We start from the raw sequence: 21771 nt of genomic DNA, 5'->3' as shown, positions 1-21771 counted from the left end.
CGCTTATTTTGCGGTCGTATCGATGACTTCAAAGTCGTGGGTAATCGTCGCCGTCTTGGCCATCATGGCCGAGGCCGAACAGTATTTTTCGATCGAGAGATCGATCGCCCGCTTCACCTTGTCGTGCGACAACGCCCTGCCTTTGACGATGAAATGCATGTGGATGCGGGTGAACACCTTCGGGTCGGTTTCGGCCCGGTCGGAATCGAGCTCGACCACGCAATCCTCGACCGCCTCGCGCCCTTTTTCGAGGATATGGACGACATCATAGGCCGAGCAGCCGCCGGTGCCGATCAGCACCAGTTCCATCGGGCTCGGCCCCGGCGTTCTCCCTTCAGGGCCAAACGCGGTCCCCAGCACGGCCTTGTGACCCGTGCCGGATTCGCCGACGAAGGTGCGCTCCTCGACCCACTTTACCCGTGCTTTCACTGAATGTGTCTCTCGCTGGAATCCATCGGCCGGCGCGCTCGCCGCGTGCCGGTCTATGCTATGATTTATCTGTCTCTCAGAACGGGATCTCGTCGTCCAGCTCGCGCGAAGAACCGCCGCCGCCACCGCCCTTGGGACCGCCGCCGCCGCGGCTAAAACCTTCGTTCGGGCCGGACTGGCCGAAGTCGGAACCGCGGCTGCTGCCGCCGGAATAGCCGCCGACCTGACCGCCCTCTCCCTGGCCGCGCGCGTCAAGCATCTGCAGCTCGCCGCGGAATCTCTGCAGCACGACTTCCGTCGTGTATTTGTCGGCACCGGTCTGGTCCTGCCATTTGCGGGTCTGCAACTGGCCTTCGACATACACCTTCATGCCCTTCTTCAGATACTGCTCGGCAACCTTGGCGATGCCTTCATTGAAGATGACGACATTATGCCACTCGGTCTTTTCCTTGCGCTCGCCGGAATTCTTGTCGCGCCAGCTTTCCGACGTTGCGATGCGGATGTTGACGACCGGCTCGCCCGAATTCAGGCGGCGGATCTCCGGGTCCGCTCCGAGATTGCCGACCAGAATGACCTTGTTGACGCTACCCGCCATGATACTTCTCCGCGCTCGTCCGAAACAAATTTTTGTCGCAGCACCTTACAGGTTGCGCACACCCCTTGCCTGCTGTGGCTGCCTTTTCCCACAAGGTTTTTGTTCTCTTTTCGTTCCTACATGCATCGCCGCTCATTGTCAAGGATTGGCAGCAATGCCGCAGCAGCCCGCTCCCTTTCATATGGGCCGCAAAAGACCGCTTGCCAAACCGATAAGTATCGACTTATGCTTTTGCCATGATCGAAGCGGAAATTTTCCGGGCGCTGGCTGACCCCACCCGACGCGCCGTCTATGAACGCCTCGCCACCAGCGAGATGACGGTGTCGCAACTGCGCACCGGCATGACGGTGTCGCAGCCGGCTGTGTCGCAGCACCTGGCCGTGCTGCGCGGCGCAGGGCTGGTGGTCGAGCGGCGGGCGGGCCGCAACGCCTATTACCGCGCCGATCCGAAAGGGCTCGATCCGCTGCTCGGCTGGATCGAACGCTACCGGACGTTCTGGCCCGAACGCATCGAAAGACTGAAGACGGTTCTCAAGGACATGGACCAATGACGCACGCACCAGTGACCGACGAAAGCCATGCGCGGACCGCCCCCGACGCGATCGAGTTCGAGTGCGATCTTCCCGAGCCGCCGGAAAAGGTATGGCGGGCGCTGACCGTGCCCGAATTGCTTGCGGCCTGGATGATGCCCAACGACATCAATCCTGAGATCGGCAGCAATTTCGCCTTTGCCGGCCCCGAAGCGCCGATCGAATGCGAGATCCTCGATGCCGAGCCCGGAAAAAGGCTTCGCTATACCTGGCGGGAACAGCCGCGGCCGGACGAGAAACGGAACCCGCTCGACAGCATCGTCACCTTCACGCTCGCCCGCACCGTTTCGGGCGGCACGCATCTGCATATTATCCATGAAGGCTTTGCCCGTGCGGCGACATCCGCCGCCGGGCCCATGGTGACCATGGCAGGCGCCGGCTGCCGGCTTTCATTCGCTGCGCGTGGCTCCGGCCGCCGCCCCGCAGCCAATTCATTTTGCCTTCTGCAGCGCGCCGCTTGACTGGCCGACACAATGAAAAACGGAGAGAGACGATGACCGGTTTTGCCAATCTGGTGCCGATGGTGATCGAGCAATCGAGCCGCGGCGAGCGCGCCTTCGACATTTTCTCGCGGCTGCTGCGCGAGCGCATCGTCTTCATCAACGGCGAGATCAACGACGGCATGTCGGCGCTGGTCTGCGCCCAGCTTCTGTCGCTGGAATCCGATAATCCCGACAAGGAGATCTCGCTCTACATCAACTCGCCTGGGGGCGTGGTGACCAGCGGCTTCGCCATCTACGACACCATGCAATATGTCAGCTGTCCGGTGTCGACGGTGTGCATGGGCTTTGCCGCCTCGATGGCTTCGTTCCTGCTGATGGCTGGCACGCCCGGACGGCGCATCGCGCTGCCCAACGCCAGCCTCGTCCTGCACCAGCCACTGGGCGGCTTCCAGGGTCAGGCATCGGACATCCAGCGTCACGCCGAAGGCATTCTGCGTACCAAGCGGCAGATGACCGAGCTTTATGCGCGCCATTGCGGCCGCACCTATGAAGAGGTCGAGCGGACGCTCGACCGGGACTATTTCATGACCGCCGAGGAAGCGAAGGCATGGGGTCTCGTCGATCATGTCTACGACACCCGCAAAAAGGCGGCGTGACCGGCACGAGCACGATGAATTGAGCCGCGACGGCCCCGCCATCCGGCGATTTGGTGACCGCCGGTCTGGCCCCTACGGCGTGGCGGCGCTATAACGGGCCGATGATCGACAGCCGCTCATTCCGACCTCGGCGTCTTGCCGTCGCCATTTTCGCCGGGGCGCTCATGCTGGCCGGCGGCGCCTTTGCCGGCGAAAGCCCGAAAGGCAGCCTGCCCGGGGTGGCCGGCGATTACCGCATCGCCAAGCCGGCCCCGCAGCCCGAGCCCGATGACGCCTTCCCAGCCAACGGCAACGGCCAGTTCAAGATCGGCGATACCGATGTCAGGATTTCCGGCAGCATCACGGTCGACATCGGCGCCGGCGGGATCAAACCGCCGCGGTAGCTGACATGTCGCGGGCCGTCAGTACCTGCGCGTTCCCCCAAAAGAGCAGCCCCGCCGTGCTTTAGCAAACGGACGGGGCTTTTCTGGATCTATAATCCAATCTTTCGCCGGGAATGTTTTACCGGCTTTCGATTTCGGATGCTACGCGGCGTTCAGCCGACGATCCGACCAGTAGTCTCTGATTTTGGTGCATCCGGCAGGGTCACGTCGGAAGGCGCTCGCGCCTCCCCCGGCATTTATGCCTGCCGCGGCTCCAATCACTGCTGGAGCCTCAAGGGACTGTCCGGTGGCGTCATGCTCCACTCCTGTGTCCGTTGCGACAATCGTCGTCAGAAGCACTGATCGCAAAGCCCGCGGCGTCTCGCAGGCCGCCTTTGGGCAGCGAGGCCATCGAAAGACAGCCGGCTTCATTGACGTATGGAGTCTGCTCCCCTCGGCCGGGGACGTCAACCGCCCGATGGCCGAACGGGAAAAATGTGATCGACCGACACATCCATCAATCGACAAGGCCCGCCTGGTCCATTGCTTTTGTCAGGAGCGTGTTCGGTCTTTGTTCTTTCCGCTTGCCCGTTCGCGCGAAAGACGGTTAAACGACTTGGTCGAGAATTGTGGCGTCTCTCGACGCGGCGGCAAAAATACCTACATAGGGGATGGCCGGGGAAAACCCGCCGATCCCACAAATTCCAGATCTGAGGCGGCGACCGGCGATGGCCGACCATAAATATCTTTCCATTCGCGGGGCGCGCGAACACAATCTGAAGAATATCGATCTCGACCTGCCGCGTGACAGCCTGATCGTCATGACAGGCCTGTCGGGCTCGGGCAAGTCGTCGCTCGCCTTCGACACCATCTACGCCGAAGGCCAGCGCCGCTATGTCGAGAGCCTGTCGGCCTATGCGCGGCAATTCCTCGAAATGATGCAGAAGCCGGACGTCGACCAGATCGACGGCCTTTCGCCGGCCATCTCCATCGAGCAGAAGACCACCTCGAAAAACCCGCGCTCGACGGTCGGCACCGTCACCGAGATATACGACTACATGCGGCTTCTGTTCGCGCGTGTCGGCGTACCCTATTCGCCGGCCACGGGGCTGCCGATCGAGAGCCAGACGGTGTCGCAGATGGTCGATCGCGTGCTGGCGGTCGAGGAAGGCACGCGCCTGTTCATCCTGGCGCCGATCGTGCGCGGCCGCAAAGGCGAGTACCGCAAGGAATTGCTCGAGCTGCAGAAAAAAGGATTTCAGCGCGTCAAGGTCGACGGCGTCTTCTACGAGATCGCGGACGTGCCGCCACTCGACAAGAAATACAAGCACGACATCGACGTGGTCGTGGACCGCATCGTCGTGCGCGGCGACCTCGCAACGCGCCTTGCCGATTCCATGGAGACCGCGCTGAAGCTCGCCGAGGGGCTGGCGGTGGCGGAGTTCGCCGACAAGCCGCTCGATGCCAGTCAGACCGGCGAGGATTCGGTCAACAAGTCGAAGAACGAGACGCATGAGCGCATCCTGTTCTCGGAAAAATTCGCCTGCCCGGTCTCCGGTTTCACCATTCCCGAGATCGAGCCCAGGCTGTTCTCCTTCAACAACCCGTTCGGCGCCTGCCCGACCTGCGACGGGCTGGGCAGCCAGCGCGCCATCGATCCCAATCTGGTCGTCCCCGACGAGAACGTCTCGCTGCGCGATGGCGCCGTCAGCCCATGGGCGAAATCGACTTCGCCCTACTACGTGCAGACGCTGGAGGCGCTCGGCAAGGCTTACGGCTTCAAGCTCGGCGACAAGTTCAAGGATCTGACCAGGGAGGCCCAGGAAGCCATCCTGCGCGGCACAGGCGAGCGCGAGATCACCTTCCAGTATGATGACGGCCTGCGCTCCTACAAAACGACCAAGACCTTCGAGGGCGTCATCCCCAACCTCGAGCGGCGCTGGAAAGAGACCGAATCCGCCTGGATGCGCGAGGAGATCGAGCGCTTCATGTCGGCCACCCCCTGCCCGGCCTGTCGTGGCTACAGGCTGAAGCCGGAAGCGCTGGCGGTGAAGATCGCCGGCAAGCACATCGGCGAAGTGACCGAACAGTCGATCCGCAAGGCCGACCAGTGGTTCACCGATCTGCCGGCGCAGCTCAACGACAAGCAGAACGAGATCGCCGTGCGCGTGCTCAAGGAGATCCGCGAGCGGCTGCGCTTCCTCAACGACGTCGGCCTCGATTATCTCACCCTGTCGCGCAATTCCGGCACGCTGTCGGGCGGCGAGAGCCAGCGCATCCGGCTGGCATCGCAGATCGGCTCCGGCCTCACCGGCGTGCTCTACGTGCTGGACGAACCGTCGATCGGCCTGCACCAGCGCGACAATGCGCGCCTGCTCGACACGCTGAAGCACCTGCGCGACATCGGCAACACGGTCATCGTGGTCGAGCATGACGAGGACGCCATCCTGCATGCCGACTACGTCGTCGACATCGGCCCGGCCGCCGGCATCCATGGCGGTGAAATCATTGCCCAGGGCACGCCGCAGCAGGTGATGGCCAACCCGAATTCGATCACCGGCAAATACCTTTCGGGCGAACTCGAAGTGACGACACCAGCGGTTCGCCGCGAGGCGAAGAAGAACCGCCGCCTGAAAGTCGTCGGCGCGCGCGGCAACAATCTGAAGAACGTCACCGCCGAGATTCCGCTCGGCACCTTCACCGCCGTTACCGGCGTATCGGGGGGCGGCAAGTCGACCTTCCTGATCGAGACGCTGTTCAAGGCGGCCTCGCGCCGCATCATGGGCTCGCGCGAGCATCCGGCCGAGCATGACCGCATCGAGGGCCTGGAATTCCTCGACAAAGTCATCGACATCGACCAGTCGCCGATTGGACGGACCCCGCGCTCCAACCCCGCCACCTATACCGGCGCCTTCACGCCGATCCGCGACTGGTTCGCGGGCCTGCCCGAGGCCAAGGCGCGCGGTTACCAGCCGGGCCGCTTCTCCTTCAACGTCAAGGGCGGCCGCTGCGAGGCCTGCCAGGGCGACGGCGTCATCAAGATCGAGATGCACTTCCTGCCCGACGTCTACGTCACCTGCGACGTCTGCCACGGCAAGCGCTACAACCGCGAAACGCTCGACGTGCTGTTCAAGGGCAAGTCGATCGCCGACGTGCTCGACATGACCGTCGAGGAAGGCGTCGACTTCTTCGCCGCCGTGCCCGGTGTGCGCGACAAGCTCGACACGCTGAAGCAGGTCGGCCTCGGCTACATCCATATCGGCCAGCAGGCGACCACGTTGTCGGGCGGCGAGGCGCAGCGGATAAAACTCGCAAAGGAACTGTCGCGCAAGGCGACCGGCAAGACGCTCTATATCCTCGACGAGCCGACCACCGGCCTGCACTTCCACGATGTCGCCAAGCTGCTGGAAGTGCTGCACGAACTGGTCGACCAGGGCAACACGGTGGTGGTGATCGAGCACAATCTCGAAGTGATCAAGACCGCCGACTGGGTGCTCGATCTCGGCCCCGAGGGCGGCGACGGCGGCGGCGAACTGGTTGCCTCCGGTACGCCGGAAGCGATCGTGCGCGAAAAACGCAGCTACACCGGCCAGTTCCTCAAGGAATTGCTGGAGCGACGCCCCGGAGGCAAGCGCGAAGCGGCGGAGTGATGGCGGGCTGGCATTGGGAATCTCCGGAATGAAGATCAGGAAAGCCCTCGCCACGGATGTCACCGCCGTCATGACTCTGACCACGGATGCCTACGCGCCCTACACCTCGCTGTTGGGCGCGCCACCGATCCCGGTCACCGAGGACTATGCGCCGCGCATCGCGCGCGGCGAGGTCTGGCTGCTGGAGAGCGGCGGCGAACTGGCCGGGCTGATCGTCCTGGAGCGGCACGAAGACCACGCGATGATCTTCTCCGTCGCCGTGGCGCCAGGATTTCAGGGCAAGGGCTTCGGCATCGCACTGCTGAGACATGCGGACGAACAGAGCTGCCTGTGGCGCCTGCCGGAGGTGCGGCTCTACACCAACGCGAAAATGGAGCGCAACATCGCGCTCTATCTGGCCTATGGCTATCGCGAAACGGGTCGCCGGCCCAATCCCTACCGGCCGGGATGGGTGCTCGTCGACATGGCCAAGCCAGTCGCCGAGGTCACGACGGCGTGATTTTTCTGAACTCGCCAGACTTCTGAAACGGGAGGACGACAATGAGCAAATCAGGAACAATCCGCGCCGGCATGGGCGGCTGGACCTTCGAGCCGTGGGACACGTCCTTCTACCCGGAAAAACTCCCCAAGGCCAAGCAGTTGCAATACGCCAGCCGGCAGGTGCCGAGCATCGAGGTCAACGGCACCTACTATTCCAGCTTCAAGGAACCGACCTTCGTCAAATGGGCCAATGAGGCTCCCGACGGTTTCGTCTACTCGCTGAAGGGCAACCGCTTCGTCACCAACCGCCGCGTGCTGGGCGAAGCAGGTGAATCGATGATGCGTTTCCTCGGCTCCGGCGTCGCCGCGCTCGGCGACAAGCTTGGGCCGATCCTTTGGCAGTTCGCGCCGACCAAGAAATTCGATCCCGACGATTTCGAGGCTTTTCTGAAGTTGCTGCCGGAAAGGCAGGATGGCGTTGCACTGCGCCATGCGCTCGAAGTCCGCAGCGACAGTTTCATCGTGCCGGAATTCCCGGCGCTCGCGCGCAAATACAAGGCGGCCATCGTCTATGCCGATCACGCAAAATATCCTGATATCGCCGATATCACCGGCGATTTCATCTATGCGCGGCTGCAGACCGGCTCGGATGACAATCCCGACTGCTACACCCCAAAAGGCCTCGATGAGTGGGCGGCGCGGGCCAAGGTCTGGGCGGAAGGCAAGCAGCCGACCGATTTGCGGCGCGCCGACCCTGCCACCGACGCACCGGTGCAACCGCGCGACGTGTTCGTTTACTTCATCACCGAGGGCAAGGTGCGCGCGCCGTTCGGCGCCATGGCGCTTATGAAGCGGGTCGCCTGAAAAAACTCTGCGCAGACGGCCCACTGGCGGCGGCGCCGGGCCTGAACCGTCGCATCTTCGTCGCTATCGTAACCTTATCGACACTTCCTTGCGTCATGACTCCAGCAACGTCAGGCTGCAGGGTCGTCGCGGGCAAGGAACGAGGGGCATGTCGCTCGACTACAACTCACTTCTGCTGGCGGTCGGTTTCTCCGCTGCCTGCCTGAGCCTGACGTTGTTCGGCACATGGCTCACCGCCCGCACCGACAAGTTCCTGCTCACCTGGGCGCTCAGCGCCTTGCTGGTGGTGGGCGAGGTCTTCACCTATGACGCCTATATCGACGCGCCCAGGCGCGGCCTCGGCATCGCCACCTTCACCTTGCTGCTGGTCGGCTTCTCGATGATGCTGGGCGCCGCCTACCAATTCAGAAGCGGCGGCTCGCCGATCCCCAGAGTTTTGATCGGGGGCGGCATTTCGCTGGCAGTGGCGCTGCCGCCCATGGCTCTCGGCTATAACGGGCTCGGCTTCATGTTCGAGAATCTGTTCGCGGCCCTGCTCCTGTTCGCAACCGCCGCCGAATACTGGAAGGGCCGTGCCGAGGCCCCAGCGCTTACCATCGGCGCCGCCGCACTCTATTCGGCGACCGCCATGTCCTTCCTGCTTTGCGCGACGGTTTTGGCTTGGGACGGCAAGCTGATCCTGAGCCATGCGCCGAGGAACTGGGCCGAGGATCTCAGCCTCATCGTCGTCATCGCCAGCATGACCGGCATCGGCGCCTTGTCGCTGGCCCTCAACCAGGGGCGTCTGGCGAGGCATCACCGCCGCAACGCGCTGACGGATCAGCTGACCGGCCTGCTCAACCGCCGCGCGCTGTTCGACCTCTTTGGCGATTCTCCCGTCGGCGCCTTTACCGCCGTGGTCGTGTTCGACCTCGACAGCTTCAAGGCCATCAATGACGAGTTCGGCCACGCGACGGGCGATGAGGTGCTGAAAGTGTTCGCCAAGGTGCTTGCCGGCAACCTTCGCCCGACCGATGTCGCCGCGCGCATGGGCGGCGAGGAGTTCGCGGTGGTACTGAAGCGGACTTTGCCCGAAACAGTGGAAAACACGGCCGAGGCGATACGAACCTCATTCGCCGCGCGCCGCATCGACACCGAGAACGGTCCCCTGACGTGCACCGTCAGCGCCGGCTTTGCTTTCGGCACCAAAGAGGGCCTGAGCTTCGACAAGGTGCTCAGCGCCGCCGACAAGGCGCTCTATGCCGCCAAGCGCGGCGGCCGCAACCGCGTCACCGCCTCTCCATTCCGGCGCGCCAGCTGACCAAACGCATCAATGCCGTGACCATGACTGTTGAATGGGCGAATGCGGCCTTTACGCCGCCATGACAATTTCATTGAAGGCATCGAGGTCGACATAGAAGACCTTGGTGATCTCCTCGATCAGCTCGTCGTGGTCATAGCCTTGGGATTTCAGGATATTGATGGCTGTGATGATGTCGACGCGCTCGGTAAGCCGCCGTTTCTGGTAGTCCTCGACGTAACGTTCCATGGCTGCCCCTTAGCCTGTGTGCCCAAACGCGTTGAACGACAGAAATCGCAGGGAGGATGCTAGGAACGCATGCTTGCGCGGAACTTGCCCGGCGCCCACCTCGATCTGCGACAAACCAGACTGATACGGAAGCGGCCGACTCACAAAGCCATCAGAAGACTAGCATCTAGTATTGGGCGTACCAGCGGGTGTTGAAGAAAGATTGAAAAATCTTTCATAAGGAGATGGATTTAAACCGTCAGGAACTTCCTGACATCCGCCCGGTCGAGATCTTCGGCAGGACCAGTATGCACGATTTGGCCGCGGTCCATGATGTTGACCTCGTCGGCGAGTTCGCGGCAGAAGTCGAGATATTGCTCGACCAGAAGCACCGCAATGCCGGCCTGGTCGCGTAGATAGCGGATGGCACGGCCGATATCCTTGATAACAGACGGCTGGATGCCTTCCGTCGGCTCGTCGAGCACCAAGAGCTTCGGCCGCATCACCAGCGCCCTGCCGATGGCGAGTTGCTGCTGCTGGCCGCCGGAGAGATCGCCGCCGCGGCGGCCAAGCATCTGCTTGAGCACCGGAAACAATTCGAAGACATGCGCCGGCACGTTGCGGTCGGCCCATTTCAAGGGCGCGAATCCCGATTCGAGGTTTTCCCGCACGCTGAGCAGCGGAAAGATCTCCCTGCCCTGCGGCACGAATGCGATGCCCGACCGGGCGCGGTCATACGCCGCGCTCCGGTCGAGCGCCTTCCCCTCGAAGGCAACGCTTCCGCTCGTCAGCCTGTGATGGCCGACGATCGATCTCATCAAACTGGTCTTGCCGACGCCGTTGCGGCCAAGCACGCAGGTGATCTTGCCGGCGCCCGCCTTCAGCGACACGCCGCGCAGCGCCTGGGCGGCGCCGTAGTGGAGCGTGGCATCGGAAACTTCGAGCATGTCAGCGCCTTCTCCAGAAACGGAGGAAGGCAAGATCGAAGCGATGGAATTGCACCCGCCAAACCATGATCATCTCCCCAGATAGACTTCGACGACACGCTCGTCGGCCGATACGAAATCGAGCGTGCCTTCGGAAAGCACCGAGCCCTCATGCAGACAGGTGACCTTGACGCCGAGCTCGCGCACGAAATGCATGTCGTGCTCGACGACGATCACCGAATGGTCGCGGGCGATCTCCTTGAGCAGACGCGCGGTCTCCTCGGTTTCGGCGTCGGTCATGCCGGCGACCGGCTCGTCGACCAGAAGCAGCTTCGGGTCCTGCGCCAGGAGCATGCCGATCTCCAGCCACTGCTTCTGGCCGTGGCTGAGATTGGCGGCGAGCTCGTCGCGCTTGTCGCCGAGCCGGATGGTACCGAGGATGTCATCGATCCGCCGCGCCTCGGCGGGTGAGCGTCGATGGAACAGCGCCGGGAAGATCGAGCGCGGCCCCTTCAGCGCCAGCATCAAATTTTCCTCGATCGTGTGGCTTTCGAAAACGGTCGGCTTCTGGAATTTGCGGCCGATGCCCATCATGGCGATCTCGGCCTCGTCATGCCGGGTGAGATCGACCTGGCCGTCGAAGAACACCTCGCCCTCGTCGGGCCGTGTCTTGCCGGTGACGATGTCCATCATCGTCGTCTTGCCGGCGCCGTTGGGGCCGATGATGGCGCGCATCTCGCCCTTGTCGAGCACCAGCGACAGATTGTTGATGGCGCGAAATCCGTCGAAGGAAACCGAAACGCCGTCGAGGTAGAGAATGGTGTTCGACTTCGACATCGCCCGTCACTCCGCCGGCTGAGGTTCGAGGCTGGACGAGGACCATTCGCCGGGTGTTCTGGCCGCCGACTGCACGACTTTGGACGGCGCGATTTCACCATCGGCGCCGGCCTCCTCGGCCAACGATGCCGCGCGCAGCGCCTTGGCGTTGCCGCGCCAGCTATCCCACATGCCGATGATGCCTTTCGGCAAGAGCAGCGTCACGGCGACGAACAGGCCTCCGAGTGCGAACAGCCACAGTTCAGGCAGCACGCCGGTGAACCAGGATTTTCCGGCGTTGACCAGCAATGCGCCGATGATCGGCCCGACAATGGTGCCGCGCCCGCCGACCGCTGCCCAGATCACCACCTCGATCGAATTGGAGGGTTCGAATTCGCCCGGATTGATGATGCCGACCTGCGGCACGTAAAGCGCGCCCGCGATGCCGGCCATGACGGCTGAAACCGTGAAGGCGAACAACTTCACGTTCTCAGCCCGCCAGCCGAGGAAGCGGGTGCGGCTTTCGGCATCGCGCACCGCCATCAGCAGCTTGCCGTATTTGGAGCCGACGATCGCCCAGGTGACGAAGACGCCGAGCGCCAGCGTCACCGCGCTGGCCGCGAACAGCGCCGAGCGGGTCGCGTCGGCCTGCACGCTGAAGCCCAGAATATCCTTGAAGTCGGTCAGGCCATTGTTGCCGCCGAAGCCCATGTCGTTGCGGAAGAAGGCGAGCAGCAGCGCATAGGTCATCGCCTGTGTGATGATCGAGAGATAGACGCCGGTGACGCGGCTGCGGAAGGCGAACCAGCCGAAGACAAAGGCGAGCAGGCCGGGCACGGCGAGCACCATGATCGCGGCGAACCAGAAATGGTCGAAGCCGGTCCAGAACCAGGGCAGTTCCTTGTAGTTCAGGAACACCATGAAATCAGGCAGGACCGGGTTGCCATAAACACCGCGCGAGCCGATCTGGCGCATCAGATACATGCCCATCGCGTAGCCGCCGAGCGCGAAGAAGGCGCCGTGGCCGAGCGAGAGGATGCCGCAATAGCCCCAGACCAGATCGAGCGCGAGTGCCAGCAGCGCGTAGCAGAGATATTTGCCGGTCAGCGCCACGATAAAGGGCGGCACGTAGAATGCGCTCGTAGGCGAAACAACCAGGTTGAGCAGCGGCACGATGATGGCCGCCGCCAGCAGGATGAGGATGGTGATGGCGATGCGGCGGTCCGCGCCCGCGGCGAAGAAGCGTCCCGACATCATGCTTCCACCGCCCTGCCCTTGAGCGCGAACAGGCCGCGCGGGCGCTTCTGGATGAACAGGATGATCAGCACCAGCACGACGATCTTGCCGAGCACCGCCCCGGCATAGGGTTCGAGGAACTTGTTGACGATGCCCAGCGAAAAGGCGCCGACCAGCGTGCCCCACAGATTGCCGACGCCGCCGAAAACGACGACCATGAAACTGTCGATGATGTAGCCGCGGCCGAGATTGGGCGAGACATTGTCGATCTGGCTGAGCGCCACGCCGGCAATGCCGGCAATACCGGAGCCGAGCGCGAAGGTCAGCGCATCGACCCATGGCGTCCTGATGCCCATCGAGGCGGCCATGCGGCGGTTGGCGGTGACGGCGCGCATCTGCAGCCCCCAGGGGGTGCGCTTCATCACATAGAGCAGCATCGCGAAGACGGTGAGCGCGAAGACCAGGATCCAGAGCCGGTTCCAGGTGATGGCAAGCTGGCCGACATCGAACGAACCCGACATCCAGGAGGGATTGCCGACCTCCTGGTTGGTTGGCCCGAAGATCGAGCGCACTGCCTGCTGCAGGATCAGCGAAACGCCCCATGTCGCCAGCAGCGTCTCCAGCGGCCGGCCGTAGAGGAAGCGGATAACGCCGCGCTCGATGGCGAAGCCGACAAGCCCCGCGACCAGGAAGGCAAGCGGCAGTGCGATCACCAGCGACCAGTCGAACAGGCCGGGAAAGGACGTGCGGATCACCTGCTGGACGACGAAGGTCGTGTAGGCGCCGAGCATCACCATCTCGCCATGCGCCATATTGATGACGCCCATGACGCCGAAGGTGATGGCAAGCCCGATCGCCGCCAGCAGCAGCACCGAGCCCAGCGAAATGCCGTACCAGATGTTCTGTCCGGCGTCCCACAGGGCCAGTGTCGAATCGATGTTGGCGATTGCCGCTGCCGCGGCTTCCTTTGCTGCGCCCGAGGCATTGGCCTCTACCGAGGTAAGCAGCGATACCGCATCGCGGTCGCCGCGCGCGCCGATCAGGGCGATTGCCGCGAGCTTGTCGGCCTCCGGCCGATCCGAGCTCAGAATCGACGCGGCACGAGCCTGTTCCAGCAAGGTCTTGACACTGGCGACCGTCTCATTGGCGATCGCGGCATCGAGCGGCTCGATGTTTGCGGCATCGGGCGTCTTGAACATGGTGTCGGCGGCGGCGAGCCGCACGGCCGGATCCTTGGCGCCGAGCGTCAGCGTGCCCAGCGCATCGCGGATGGCGCGGCGCAGCGTGTTGTTGACCTTGATCTTGGTGATGTCGTCCTTGGCCGCTTCACCGGATGATTCACCGCTCAGCGGGTCGAAAAGCTGGACCCGTTCGCCGACTTCCTTGCCGACGAAGACCAGGGAATCGACCTTGCGGACGTAAAGATTACCATCGGCCAGCGCCGCAAGCGGCCGCTCCACCGCCGGATCGCCTGTGGCCGCCAGGTCGTGAACGACAGCTCCCGTCTCCGAAAAACCCTTGGCGGCGGCGAACTTGGCGATGATGCCACGCAGATCGGCTTCGCCAGCGCCCGACGACGACAGCGTCGCCAGCAAGAACAGCAGCGTCAGGCCAAGTGCGCGGAAAAGGTTCATCGGCGTCAGGCGACTCTTCTGGGTTGAGTTGGACGTCCGGACGGCGGAGGAACCGTCCGGACGCTCGCGGTCATGGGCATGGACTTAACAGTCCAGACCGGGTCATGGACTTAACAGTCCAGACCGGGGGCATGGACTTAGAAGTCCAGACCGAGTCATGGACCTGAAGGTCCAGCCCGGGCGGATCAGTTTGTGCCCTTGCCGCCGCATTTGCCGGTGGCGACATTGAAGTTGCCGCAGGACAGAGGCGCCCGCCAATCGGAGATCAGGTCTTTGGAATCGGGCAGGTAATCCGACCACTCGTCGCCCATCACCAGCCCCGGCGTGCGCGAGACCGTCTCGAACTGGCCGTCTGCCTGGATTTCACCGATCAGCACCGGCTTGGTGATGTGATGGTTCGGCATCATCGTCGAATAGCCGCCGGTCAGGTTCGGTACCGAGACGCCGACCATGGCGTCGATCACCTTGTCCGGATCGGTGGTGCCGGCCTTCTCGACCGCCTTCACCCACATGTTGAAGCCGATATAGTGGGCCTCCATCGGGTCGTTGGTGGTGCGCTTGTCGTTCTTGATGAACTTGTGCCAGTCGGCGATGAACTTCTTGTTCTCGGGCGTGTCGACGCTCTCGAAATAGTTCCAGGCGGCGAGATGGCCGACCAGCGGCGCCGTGTCGAGACCGGCAAGCTCCTCCTCGCCGACAGAAAAGGCCATGACCGGGATGTCCTCGGCCTTGATGCCCTGGTTGCCCAGTTCCTTATAGAACGGCACGTTGGCGTCGCCGTTGACGGTGGAGACGACGGCGGTCTTCTTGCCGGCCGAGCCGAACTTCTTGATCGCCGAGACTTCGGTCTGCCAGTCGGAGAAACCGAACGGCGTGTAGTTGACCATGATGTCTTCCGCCGCGACACCCTTGGCCTTCAGATAGGCCTCGAGGATCTTGTTGGTGGTGCGGGGATAGACATAGTCCGTGCCTTCCAGCACCCATCGCTTCACCGAGCCGCCATCCTCGCTCATCAGATAGTCGACGGCCGGAATGGCCTGCTGGTTCGGCGCCGCGCCCGTATAGAACACGTTGCGCTCGCTCTCCTCGCCCTCATACTGGACGGGATAGAACAGGATGTTGTCGAGTTCCGAAAACACCGGCAGCACCGATTTGCGCGACACCGAGGTCCAGCAGCCGAACACCGCCGCGACCTTGTCCTTGGAGATCAGCTCGCGCGCCTTCTCGGCGAAGAGCGGCCAGTTGGACGCCGGATCGACGACGACCGCTTCGAGCTTTTTGCCGAGCAGGCCGCCCTTGGCGTTCTGCTCGTCGATGAGCATCAGCATGGCATCCTTCAGCGTCGTCTCCGAAATCGCCATCGTGCCGGACAGCGAATGGAGGATGCCGACCTTGATCGTGTCGTCGGCCGCCTTCGCGGGCGCCGACATCGACAGGCCGGCAGCGACCACCCCCGCCGAAAACATTTTTGTTATTGTCGAGAAATTACCCCTCATGCCTGACACTCCCAAGCTGATTGATTGCAACGCAACACTACGAAGCAACCCCCATGCCAATCGCCGAGGCGGTCTCGCGGGAGAAGTTAATGCTCAATATTATCAGTGGGTTGACATATCGTACTTAGAGAAATCGTGAGGGCCGGTTAAAAATTGGTTGAGAGAAATTTGCGCAGCGCACACGGGTTTTGCCTAATTTTCGTCCAATTTTTCCAAATGCCTAGATTTTGATCTCCGCAAGAGGGCAGCACGCGACAATATTGCGGCACGGCACACAAATGGGGCAAGTTCGCTCCTCAACCGAGCGACGTCATGGCATCCGGAATTTCACGCATCTCTACCGGCCTATTGTTTCTGGCGGCGGCGACCGGGGCGGCGCGAGCCGACTTCAGCGACGGCAAGATGCCCGACGGCATTTATCATTGCGAGGTCTACCTGCTCGGCATGTTCCTCAACCTCGGCGACATCACCATCAAGGGAAATGTCTATACCGGCCCAGTCACCTTCGGGACGGCCCAGCAGGGCTACAATTACCAGATGGACGCAAACGGGGTCATCTCCTGGCTGGGACCGCTCGGCGGCTACACCGCCGGCGGCAACTCGTTGTCGCTCACTCAGGCGACTCTGGATGGTCAGGGCCCGCCCTCATTCGACATCATCATGAGACAGCCCGACGGCGCCTTCACCGCCTCGACCTGCACGAAGGACTGAAATGTCCGTTCGGAATTGCACCAGGAATTGGAACGGCTCGGCGGGCCTGTCACGCACCGGGCCGCTCGGCGGCGGCGATTTCCAACGCCAGCCGCGTCATGTCGGCAAAAAGATCCTGGCGCTCTGCATATTGGGTCTGTTCGCCGCTGTCGATATTGTCGACCACCGTGCAGATCGATAGCGCACGGGCGCCGAAATGCCTGGAGATCCGATAAAGCGCACTGGTCTCCATGTCCACGGCAAGCGCGCCGGCTGCCTGCGCATCTGCAAAACGGGCGCGTCCCTCCGGATGGTGGAAGACGTCGCTGCATGCCGTCAGCCCGGCACGATGGTCGATGCCGAGTTCGGCCGCCTTCGCCAATGCGCGAGCAAACAGCGCCGGGTCCGGCCCGGCAGCAGCGTCATAGAGGCCGAAAACTTGACCGCTTCGGGCGCTTTCGGGCCGCACCGATTGCGAGATGACGAGGCTGCGCAGTTTTACGTCAGCGGTCAGCCCGCCGCAGGTGCCGGTACGGATCAAAGTCCGCACGCCGTAGCCGTCAAGCAGCTCATGCGCATAGATCAGAAAGGAAGACCCGCCGATGCCTGTCGCCTGGATGCTGATCGGCTGACCACGAAACTGGCCAGTGAAGCCAAGGGCACCGCGTCGGCGGTTGATGCAGCGTGGGGCCTCCAGGAATGTCATGGCCATCCATTCGGCGCGCTGGGGGTCGCCCGGCAACAGCACAATGTCGGCGTAGTCACCCTTGCTGGCTTCGATATGTGGCGTCAACAGCTCGTCCCTGCCGTTTCATCCACAATCATGGCCTTGTCGCAGTATTGCGCAAGAGGCATTCGGGAACGCTAATACACGGAAACTTCGTTTCAGGGCGACAATATCACGAAAACAAAGAGTTAAAGCGGTCGGCGACTCCATCAAAGCTGAACTGTTCTAGGACGTAGACTCATAAGCACGGAGCCACAGCCGCATCGAGGCGAGCTGGACCATGGCGAGGAAGTTGGCGGCGAGCTTGTCGTAGCGGGTGGCGACACGCCGGAAGTGCTTCAGCTCAGAGAAGAACCGCTCGATCAGGTTGCGCTCGCGATAGAGCCGCTTGCTGAAGCAAGGCTTCACTTGGTTGCTTTCGGCGGGATGTTCGGCCGCCGGTCAGGCCGAGCCGCCCCAATTGCAGGCTGATGAAGACGCGCGGCGCGTCTTCATCAGCCGACGCATTCGAAGCGCTCATGATACGAAGCCGGTTGAGCGCGAAAGCTCCTCCCACGCGCTGATTTCGTCCCGCATCGCGTCGAGCTTCTGGTCGACCAGCCCCAGCGCGTCGTCGCCCAGGAACAGCCGTACCGGGGGGTTCGCAGCATCGACCAGCACGAGCAACGCCTGCGCGGCCTTGGCCGGATTGCCCGGTTGGTTGCCGCTCTTGGCCTGTCGCGCGGCGCGCACCGGGTCCATGACCGCGTCATAGTCGGCAATGCAGCGCGGCGTGCGATCCATCGAGCGTCCTGCCCAATCCGTGCGGAATTGGCCGGGAGCGAGCGCCGTCACCCGAATTCCAAAGCCTGCCACTTCCTTGCCGAGCGCTTCGGAAATGCCTTCGAGCGCGAATTTGCTTCCGCAATAGAAGGCGATCCCGGGCATGGTGATGAAGCCGCCCATGGACGTGACGTTGATGATATGGCCGCAACGCCGCTCGCGCATGCCCGGCAGCACCGCCTTGATCATCGCGACCGGCCCGAAGACGTTGGCGGCGAACTGGCGCTGGAGATCGTCCATGGAGGACTCCTCCAGCACGCCCTCATGGCCGTAACCGGCGTTATTCACCAGCACGTCGATTGGACCCGCCTGCCGTTCGGCCGCGGTGACAGCCGTCGGGACCGTCTCGAAATCGGTCATGTCCAGCAAGAGCGGGTGGGCGCGATCGGGCGCGAGCGCGGCGAAGATCTCGGCGTCGGCCTCCCGCCGCACGGTGCCGATCACCCGATGGCCCGCTTCAAGCGCGCCTCTTGCAAATGCTCGCCCCAGCCCGGAGCTTACACCGGTTATAAGGAATGTCTTAGGGGTGGAAGTCATGATTCAACTCCAGGCTATGATTGAAACTATATCATGATATAGATAGCAGCATGACACCGAACAAGACCAAGGTCGCTCCGACCGCCACGCGGGGTGAGCCGCTTCGCCAGCGTGTGATCGATGCGGCGGAGCGACTGCTCCGACAGGGTAAGGCCGATTTCTCGATGCGCGACCTCGCCACCGAAGCCGGCGTCAGTTTCGCGACGCCGTTCAATCAGTTCGGGAGCAAGGCCGCGATCATGCACGCCCTTTCGCGGCGGCGGATCGATACGATGGCCCAGCGCTTTGCCGGGATGTCACCGCCTGCCGATGCCGCCGGCCGCGTGCTGTTGGCCATCGATACGGCGGTCGAGGTGATGCTGGAGGAGCCGGAGATAAACCGGGCCGTGATGGGGTGGATCGGCACGGCCGGCCCGTCCCCCGGAAAGGTCCTGGCGCACTCCGCAACCTTGTGGTCGCTGGCCCTTGGAGCGGGCGAAGGCTTGGTCGCGGCCAGCAGGCAGGAGGCGCTGCGCAGTTTGCCGGAGCAGCTCGCATTTGCCTTTCGTGGGGTTCTGTCGTTCTGGACCGCCGGCGAACTGCCGGATGAGGCGCTTGCCTCGAAGGCGCGAGAGATCGCAAAAACCTTGCTGCTCGGATTTGCTGAACGGCCGCTATTCGGCGATTCCGCCTCCTAAGCTGCCCTCCGGGGAACCACCAATCTCGGCCATTCGCGACTTATGGGTTCACGGCTTAAGACTCCAGCATGTCCTTGACGATCGTCGCCAACTGCTTGAGCGAAAACGGTTTCGGCAGGAATCCGAAATGCGCGTCCGCCGGCAGGTTCCTGGCGAAAGCATCCTCGGCATAGCCGGACACGAAGACGAATTTGATGTCCGGCTGGCGCTTGCGCAGCTCGCCGAGCAGCGTCGGCCCGTCCATCTCCGGCATCACCACATCCGAAACCACGATGTCGACCTTGCCGCCGAGCGCTTCGAACACTTCCAGCGCCTCGACCCCGGAGGACGCCTCGTGCACGGTATAGCCGCGCGAGGTCAGTGCCCGCATGCCGCCCATGCGCACCGCATCCTCGTCCTCGACCAGCAGCACAGTGGCCGACCCCGACAAATCCTTGCCTGTCTCGGCCGACTTGGCAGGCACCGCTGCCGGTGCTTCCCCGGATTCGTCTGCCTTCTTCGCCTCGGCGATGTGGCGCGGCAGGAAAATGCGGAAGACCGAACCCTTGCCGACCTCGGAATCGCAGAAGATAAAGCCGCCGGTCTGCTTGATGATGCCGTAGACCATGGACAGGCCAAGGCCGGTGCCCTTGCCGACCTCCTTGGTGGTGAAGAACGGTTCGAATATCTTCTTCAGCACGTCGGGCGCGATGCCGCTGCCGGTGTCTTCGACCTCGGCCACCACATAGTCTGCCGGAGTGAGTTCGCGGTAGGGGAAGGTCTTGCACTCCTCGGCGGTCACATTGCGGGTGCGCACCGTGAGGTCGCCGCCCGCCGGCATTGCATCGCGCGCGTTGACCGCCAGGTTGACCACCACCTGCTCGAACTGGCCGATATCGACCTTGACCGGCCAAAGATCGCGACCGTGGTCGATCTTCAGCTTAATGTCGTTGCCGACCAGACGGGCGAGCAACATCCTGAGATCGGCGAGCACGTCGGTGAGGTTCAGCACTTCCGGCCGCAGCGTCTGCTTGCGCGAAAACGCCAGCAACTGCCGCACCAGCGAGGCTGCCCGGTTGGCATTCTGCTTGATGTTCATGATGTCGGGGAAGGATGGGTCCGACGGCCGATGGTTGGTCAGAAGCAGGTCAGACGCCATGATGATGGCGGTCAGCACATTGTTGAAGTCGTGCGCGATGCCGCCGGCAAGCTGGCCGACCGCCTGCATCTTCTGGCTTTGCGCCATCTGCCCTTCAAGCGCCTTCTGCTCCGTCGTCTCGACGGCGTAGACGATGGCCGACTCCTCGGCCCCCTCGCCGCCTGTGCCGTCGGCGACCGCATTGACGTAGAAACGGATGTGGCGCTCCTCGTTGCCGGGGAGGAGCGTGTCGATCGGCTCGATATCGGCCTGCCGCTGCCTTGCCTTTTCGAAGGCCGCGGCAAAGGCCGGGCGGTCACGTTCGTGGATGACCGTGTCGAGCCGCATGCGGCGGTCGACGGCGTCCCGGTCGACGACCGATGAAAACAGCGAAAGGAACGGCGCATTGGTGCGCAGGATGCGCCCGCTGGCGTCGACGCCGGCGATTGCCATCGGCGTCGAATTGAAGAAGCGGGTAAAGCGCACTTCCGAGGCGCGCAGGTCCGCCGAGGCGTCCTCGCCTTGCGTGCGGTTGAGCACGATCGTGCGCGTCGGACCGTTGAGACCTTCGCGGCTGGCTGAAACGCGATGCATGAAGCGCACCGGCAGCGCCTCGCCCGTCATCGTCGTGAGGTCGAGATCGATGACCGCGTTGCGCGTCGTGCCGGGGTCGGCCTTGACCGAGCGCACCAGCGCCATGCCGTCGCCGGCGACGATCTCCGGCAGGGAGACGGCGCCGGGCGTGAAGCTGGCAAGGTCGATACCCAGCCATTCGGCGAGCGTGGCGTTGATGTAGGTGACGCGGCCTTCCTGGTCGGCGGAAAAGAAGCCGGCGGGCGCGTGGTCGAGATGATCGATCGCCTTCTGCAGGTCCAGGAAGAAACGCTCCTGCTCGGCGCGTTCCTGCGAAATATCGGCAAGTTGCCAGGCGAGCATCGGCAGCCGCTGGCCCGGCACGCTGAAGGTGCGGGCGCGGGCGCGATACCAGCGCGCGCCGGGCTCAGCGCCGGGCTTGATCGACTGCGCGAGCCGAAACTCGCCGTCGCCCGGCTGGCCGTCACGCAGGCCGGAGGCCAGTCGGTAGATGGTGACCGAAGCTTCCGGAACATCCGAAAGCAGCCCTTCGACCGTCTTCAGGTCGGCCGCGGAAGAGGCTCCGGTCATATCGGCATAGGCGCGGTTGGCATAGACCACGCGGCCCTTGGTGTCCGTCACCAGAAGGCCCTGCGACATCGAATCGACGAATGCCTTCGACAGTTCGTCGCCCGTCGAGCGCGGCGTGATCTGCACGAAGCCGATTGCCGTGGCGAACAGGAAGCCGACGCCGATCATCGCCAGCACGCCGAGCATCCCCAGCAGGAAAGGGTCGCCGAGCCGCTCGCGGAACAGGCCGAAAACGATCGCGGCCCCCGTCAGGACGGCAATGAAGATGACGAGCCGGGTGACGGCGCCGGGCCGCGTGTTCTGATCGACGATCGGTACCGGATAGAAATCGCCGCGCGCTTCCTTGGCCATGT

Annotated in this window: 21 protein-coding genes and 1 pseudogene; 10 read left to right on the top strand and 12 right to left on the bottom strand. The window is 63.2% G+C overall.

Annotation, left to right across the window (positions count from 1 at the left end):
- Window positions 1-3 precede the first annotated feature (3 nt).
- Complete coding sequence (locus LB551_RS28495; RefSeq protein WP_224661279.1) at window positions 4-429, bottom strand: OsmC family protein; 426 nt, start codon at window positions 427-429, stop codon at window positions 4-6.
- Between the two features lie 76 nt (window positions 430-505).
- Entirely contained in the window at window positions 506-1024 is a 519-nt protein-coding gene (locus LB551_RS28490; protein WP_224661278.1) for a single-stranded DNA-binding protein, read from the bottom strand.
- 236 nt (window positions 1025-1260) lie between these two features.
- On the opposite strand from LB551_RS28490, the gene LB551_RS28485 reads away from it, so the two are divergent.
- The 8 genes from LB551_RS28485 (at window position 1261) to LB551_RS28450 (ending at window position 9369) form a co-directional block, all read left to right on the top strand.
- Window positions 1261-1575, top strand: a complete 315-nt coding sequence (locus LB551_RS28485) for an ArsR/SmtB family transcription factor (RefSeq protein WP_224661277.1) — start codon at window positions 1261-1263, stop codon at window positions 1573-1575.
- The gene (locus tag LB551_RS28480) at window positions 1572-2075 is read left to right on the top strand and encodes an SRPBCC family protein (protein WP_140548237.1); all 504 of its coding nucleotides are present in this window, start codon (window positions 1572-1574) and stop codon (window positions 2073-2075) included. Before LB551_RS28485 ends, LB551_RS28480 begins: the two co-directional genes overlap by 4 nt.
- A gap of 32 nt (window positions 2076-2107) precedes the next feature.
- Window positions 2108-2713 carry an ATP-dependent Clp protease proteolytic subunit gene (locus LB551_RS28475; protein ID WP_140498846.1) on the top strand — a complete coding sequence of 202 codons (606 nt, stop codon included), beginning with the start codon at window positions 2108-2110 and terminating at the stop codon, window positions 2711-2713.
- Between the two features lie 101 nt (window positions 2714-2814).
- Complete coding sequence (locus LB551_RS28470) at window positions 2815-3096, top strand: hypothetical protein (RefSeq protein WP_224661292.1); 282 nt, start codon at window positions 2815-2817, stop codon at window positions 3094-3096.
- Window positions 3097-3803: 707 nt separating this feature from the next.
- On the top strand, window positions 3804-6725 hold the full coding sequence (uvrA, locus tag LB551_RS28465) for an excinuclease ABC subunit UvrA (RefSeq protein WP_224661276.1): 2922 nt from the start codon (window positions 3804-3806) through the stop codon (window positions 6723-6725).
- Between the two features lie 28 nt (window positions 6726-6753).
- Complete coding sequence (locus LB551_RS28460; RefSeq protein ID WP_224661275.1) at window positions 6754-7224, top strand: GNAT family N-acetyltransferase; 471 nt, start codon at window positions 6754-6756, stop codon at window positions 7222-7224.
- A gap of 41 nt (window positions 7225-7265) precedes the next feature.
- Entirely contained in the window at window positions 7266-8069 is an 804-nt protein-coding gene (locus LB551_RS28455; RefSeq protein ID WP_224661274.1) for a DUF72 domain-containing protein, read from the top strand.
- Window positions 8070-8217: 148 nt separating this feature from the next.
- Window positions 8218-9369, top strand: coding sequence for a GGDEF domain-containing protein (locus tag LB551_RS28450; RefSeq protein WP_224661273.1), 1152 nt, complete (start codon window positions 8218-8220; stop codon window positions 9367-9369).
- A gap of 51 nt (window positions 9370-9420) precedes the next feature.
- On the opposite strand, the gene LB551_RS28445 is transcribed toward LB551_RS28450, so the two are convergent.
- The 6 genes from LB551_RS28445 to urtA all read right to left on the bottom strand — a co-directional run bounded on the left by LB551_RS28445 (window position 9421) and on the right by urtA (window position 15684).
- Window positions 9421-9597 (bottom strand): hypothetical protein, encoded by a 177-nt coding sequence (locus tag LB551_RS28445; RefSeq protein WP_140498860.1) that lies wholly within the window; start codon window positions 9595-9597, stop codon window positions 9421-9423.
- A 230-nt stretch (window positions 9598-9827) separates the two neighbouring features.
- Window positions 9828-10523: an urea ABC transporter ATP-binding subunit UrtE gene (urtE, locus tag LB551_RS28440; protein WP_224661272.1), complete on the bottom strand. Its 696-nt coding sequence runs from the start codon at window positions 10521-10523 to the stop codon at window positions 9828-9830.
- Between the two features lie 69 nt (window positions 10524-10592).
- Window positions 10593-11339, bottom strand: coding sequence for an urea ABC transporter ATP-binding protein UrtD (gene urtD / locus LB551_RS28435; RefSeq protein ID WP_224661271.1), 747 nt, complete (start codon window positions 11337-11339; stop codon window positions 10593-10595).
- Between the two features lie 6 nt (window positions 11340-11345).
- Window positions 11346-12575 carry an urea ABC transporter permease subunit UrtC gene (urtC, locus tag LB551_RS28430; RefSeq protein WP_224661270.1) on the bottom strand — a complete coding sequence of 410 codons (1230 nt, stop codon included), beginning with the start codon at window positions 12573-12575 and terminating at the stop codon, window positions 11346-11348.
- The gene (gene urtB / locus LB551_RS28425; protein WP_224661269.1) at window positions 12572-14188 is read right to left on the bottom strand and encodes an urea ABC transporter permease subunit UrtB; all 1617 of its coding nucleotides are present in this window, start codon (window positions 14186-14188) and stop codon (window positions 12572-12574) included. Before urtB ends, urtC begins: the two co-directional genes overlap by 4 nt.
- Window positions 14189-14373: 185 nt before the next feature.
- A complete protein-coding gene (gene urtA / locus LB551_RS28420; protein ID WP_140498870.1) occupies window positions 14374-15684 on the bottom strand; it encodes an urea ABC transporter substrate-binding protein in 1311 nt (436 codons plus the stop codon).
- Window positions 15685-15996: 312 nt separating this feature from the next.
- On the opposite strand from urtA, the gene LB551_RS28415 reads away from it, so the two are divergent.
- The gene (locus tag LB551_RS28415; protein ID WP_140548219.1) at window positions 15997-16395 is read left to right on the top strand and encodes a hypothetical protein; all 399 of its coding nucleotides are present in this window, start codon (window positions 15997-15999) and stop codon (window positions 16393-16395) included.
- A 49-nt stretch (window positions 16396-16444) separates the two neighbouring features.
- Here LB551_RS28415 and LB551_RS28410 read toward each other — a convergent pair whose 3' ends face one another.
- The 3 genes and pseudogenes from LB551_RS28410 to LB551_RS28400 all read right to left on the bottom strand — a co-directional run bounded on the left by LB551_RS28410 (window position 16445) and on the right by LB551_RS28400 (window position 18460).
- Window positions 16445-17167 (bottom strand): DeoD-type purine-nucleoside phosphorylase, encoded by a 723-nt coding sequence (locus LB551_RS28410; protein WP_224661268.1) that lies wholly within the window; start codon window positions 17165-17167, stop codon window positions 16445-16447.
- A gap of 159 nt (window positions 17168-17326) precedes the next feature.
- Window positions 17327-17485: pseudogene (locus LB551_RS28405) on the bottom strand (transposase); the annotation flags it as partial.
- A gap of 132 nt (window positions 17486-17617) precedes the next feature.
- On the bottom strand, window positions 17618-18460 hold the full coding sequence (locus LB551_RS28400; RefSeq protein ID WP_224661267.1) for an oxidoreductase: 843 nt from the start codon (window positions 18458-18460) through the stop codon (window positions 17618-17620).
- 50 nt (window positions 18461-18510) lie between these two features.
- Between LB551_RS28400 and LB551_RS28395 the strand changes: the two genes are divergently transcribed.
- Window positions 18511-19137, top strand: a complete 627-nt coding sequence (locus tag LB551_RS28395) for a TetR/AcrR family transcriptional regulator (RefSeq protein WP_140548213.1) — start codon at window positions 18511-18513, stop codon at window positions 19135-19137.
- Between the two features lie 55 nt (window positions 19138-19192).
- Here LB551_RS28395 and cckA read toward each other — a convergent pair whose 3' ends face one another.
- Window positions 19193-21769: a cell cycle histidine kinase CckA gene (gene cckA, locus LB551_RS28390; RefSeq protein WP_224661266.1), complete on the bottom strand. Its 2577-nt coding sequence runs from the start codon at window positions 21767-21769 to the stop codon at window positions 19193-19195.
- Between the last annotated feature and the right edge of the window lie 2 nt (window positions 21770-21771).

The organism is Mesorhizobium sp. BR1-1-2 (assembly GCF_020165435.1).
In the GTDB taxonomy this organism is placed as follows: Bacteria; Pseudomonadota; Alphaproteobacteria; order Rhizobiales; family Rhizobiaceae; genus Mesorhizobium.
This window is presented reverse-complemented; position numbering and strand designations above follow the sequence as displayed.

Bases quoted from the DNA above. Each gene is read 5' to 3' on its own strand.
- LB551_RS28455 (WP_224661274.1), top strand. From the start codon at position 7,266: ATGAGCAAATCAGGAACAATCCGCGCCGGCATGGGCGGCTGGACCTTC.
- LB551_RS28475 (WP_140498846.1), top strand. From the start codon at position 2,108: ATGACCGGTTTTGCCAATCTGGTGCCGATGGTGATCGAGCAATCGAGC.
- urtC (WP_224661270.1), bottom strand. From the start codon at position 12,575: ATGATGTCGGGACGCTTCTTCGCCGCGGGCGCGGACCGCCGCATCGCC.
- LB551_RS28400 (WP_224661267.1), bottom strand. From the start codon at position 18,460: ATGACTTCCACCCCTAAGACATTCCTTATAACCGGTGTAAGCTCCGGG.
- LB551_RS28480 (WP_140548237.1), top strand. From the start codon at position 1,572: ATGACGCACGCACCAGTGACCGACGAAAGCCATGCGCGGACCGCCCCC.
- cckA (WP_224661266.1), bottom strand. From the start codon at position 21,769: ATGGCCAAGGAAGCGCGCGGCGATTTCTATCCGGTACCGATCGTCGAT.
- LB551_RS28470 (WP_224661292.1), top strand. From the start codon at position 2,815: ATGATCGACAGCCGCTCATTCCGACCTCGGCGTCTTGCCGTCGCCATT.
- LB551_RS28395 (WP_140548213.1), top strand. From the start codon at position 18,511: ATGACACCGAACAAGACCAAGGTCGCTCCGACCGCCACGCGGGGTGAG.
- urtE (WP_224661272.1), bottom strand. From the start codon at position 10,523: ATGCTCGAAGTTTCCGATGCCACGCTCCACTACGGCGCCGCCCAGGCG.
- LB551_RS28445 (WP_140498860.1), bottom strand. From the start codon at position 9,597: ATGGAACGTTACGTCGAGGACTACCAGAAACGGCGGCTTACCGAGCGC.
- LB551_RS28460 (WP_224661275.1), top strand. From the start codon at position 6,754: ATGAAGATCAGGAAAGCCCTCGCCACGGATGTCACCGCCGTCATGACT.
- urtD (WP_224661271.1), bottom strand. From the start codon at position 11,339: ATGTCGAAGTCGAACACCATTCTCTACCTCGACGGCGTTTCGGTTTCC.
- LB551_RS28415 (WP_140548219.1), top strand. From the start codon at position 15,997: ATGGCATCCGGAATTTCACGCATCTCTACCGGCCTATTGTTTCTGGCG.
- uvrA (WP_224661276.1), top strand. From the start codon at position 3,804: ATGGCCGACCATAAATATCTTTCCATTCGCGGGGCGCGCGAACACAAT.
- urtB (WP_224661269.1), bottom strand. From the start codon at position 14,188: ATGAACCTTTTCCGCGCACTTGGCCTGACGCTGCTGTTCTTGCTGGCG.
- LB551_RS28450 (WP_224661273.1), top strand. From the start codon at position 8,218: ATGTCGCTCGACTACAACTCACTTCTGCTGGCGGTCGGTTTCTCCGCT.
- LB551_RS28490 (WP_224661278.1), bottom strand. From the start codon at position 1,024: ATGGCGGGTAGCGTCAACAAGGTCATTCTGGTCGGCAATCTCGGAGCG.
- urtA (WP_140498870.1), bottom strand. From the start codon at position 15,684: ATGAGGGGTAATTTCTCGACAATAACAAAAATGTTTTCGGCGGGGGTG.
- LB551_RS28485 (WP_224661277.1), top strand. From the start codon at position 1,261: ATGATCGAAGCGGAAATTTTCCGGGCGCTGGCTGACCCCACCCGACGC.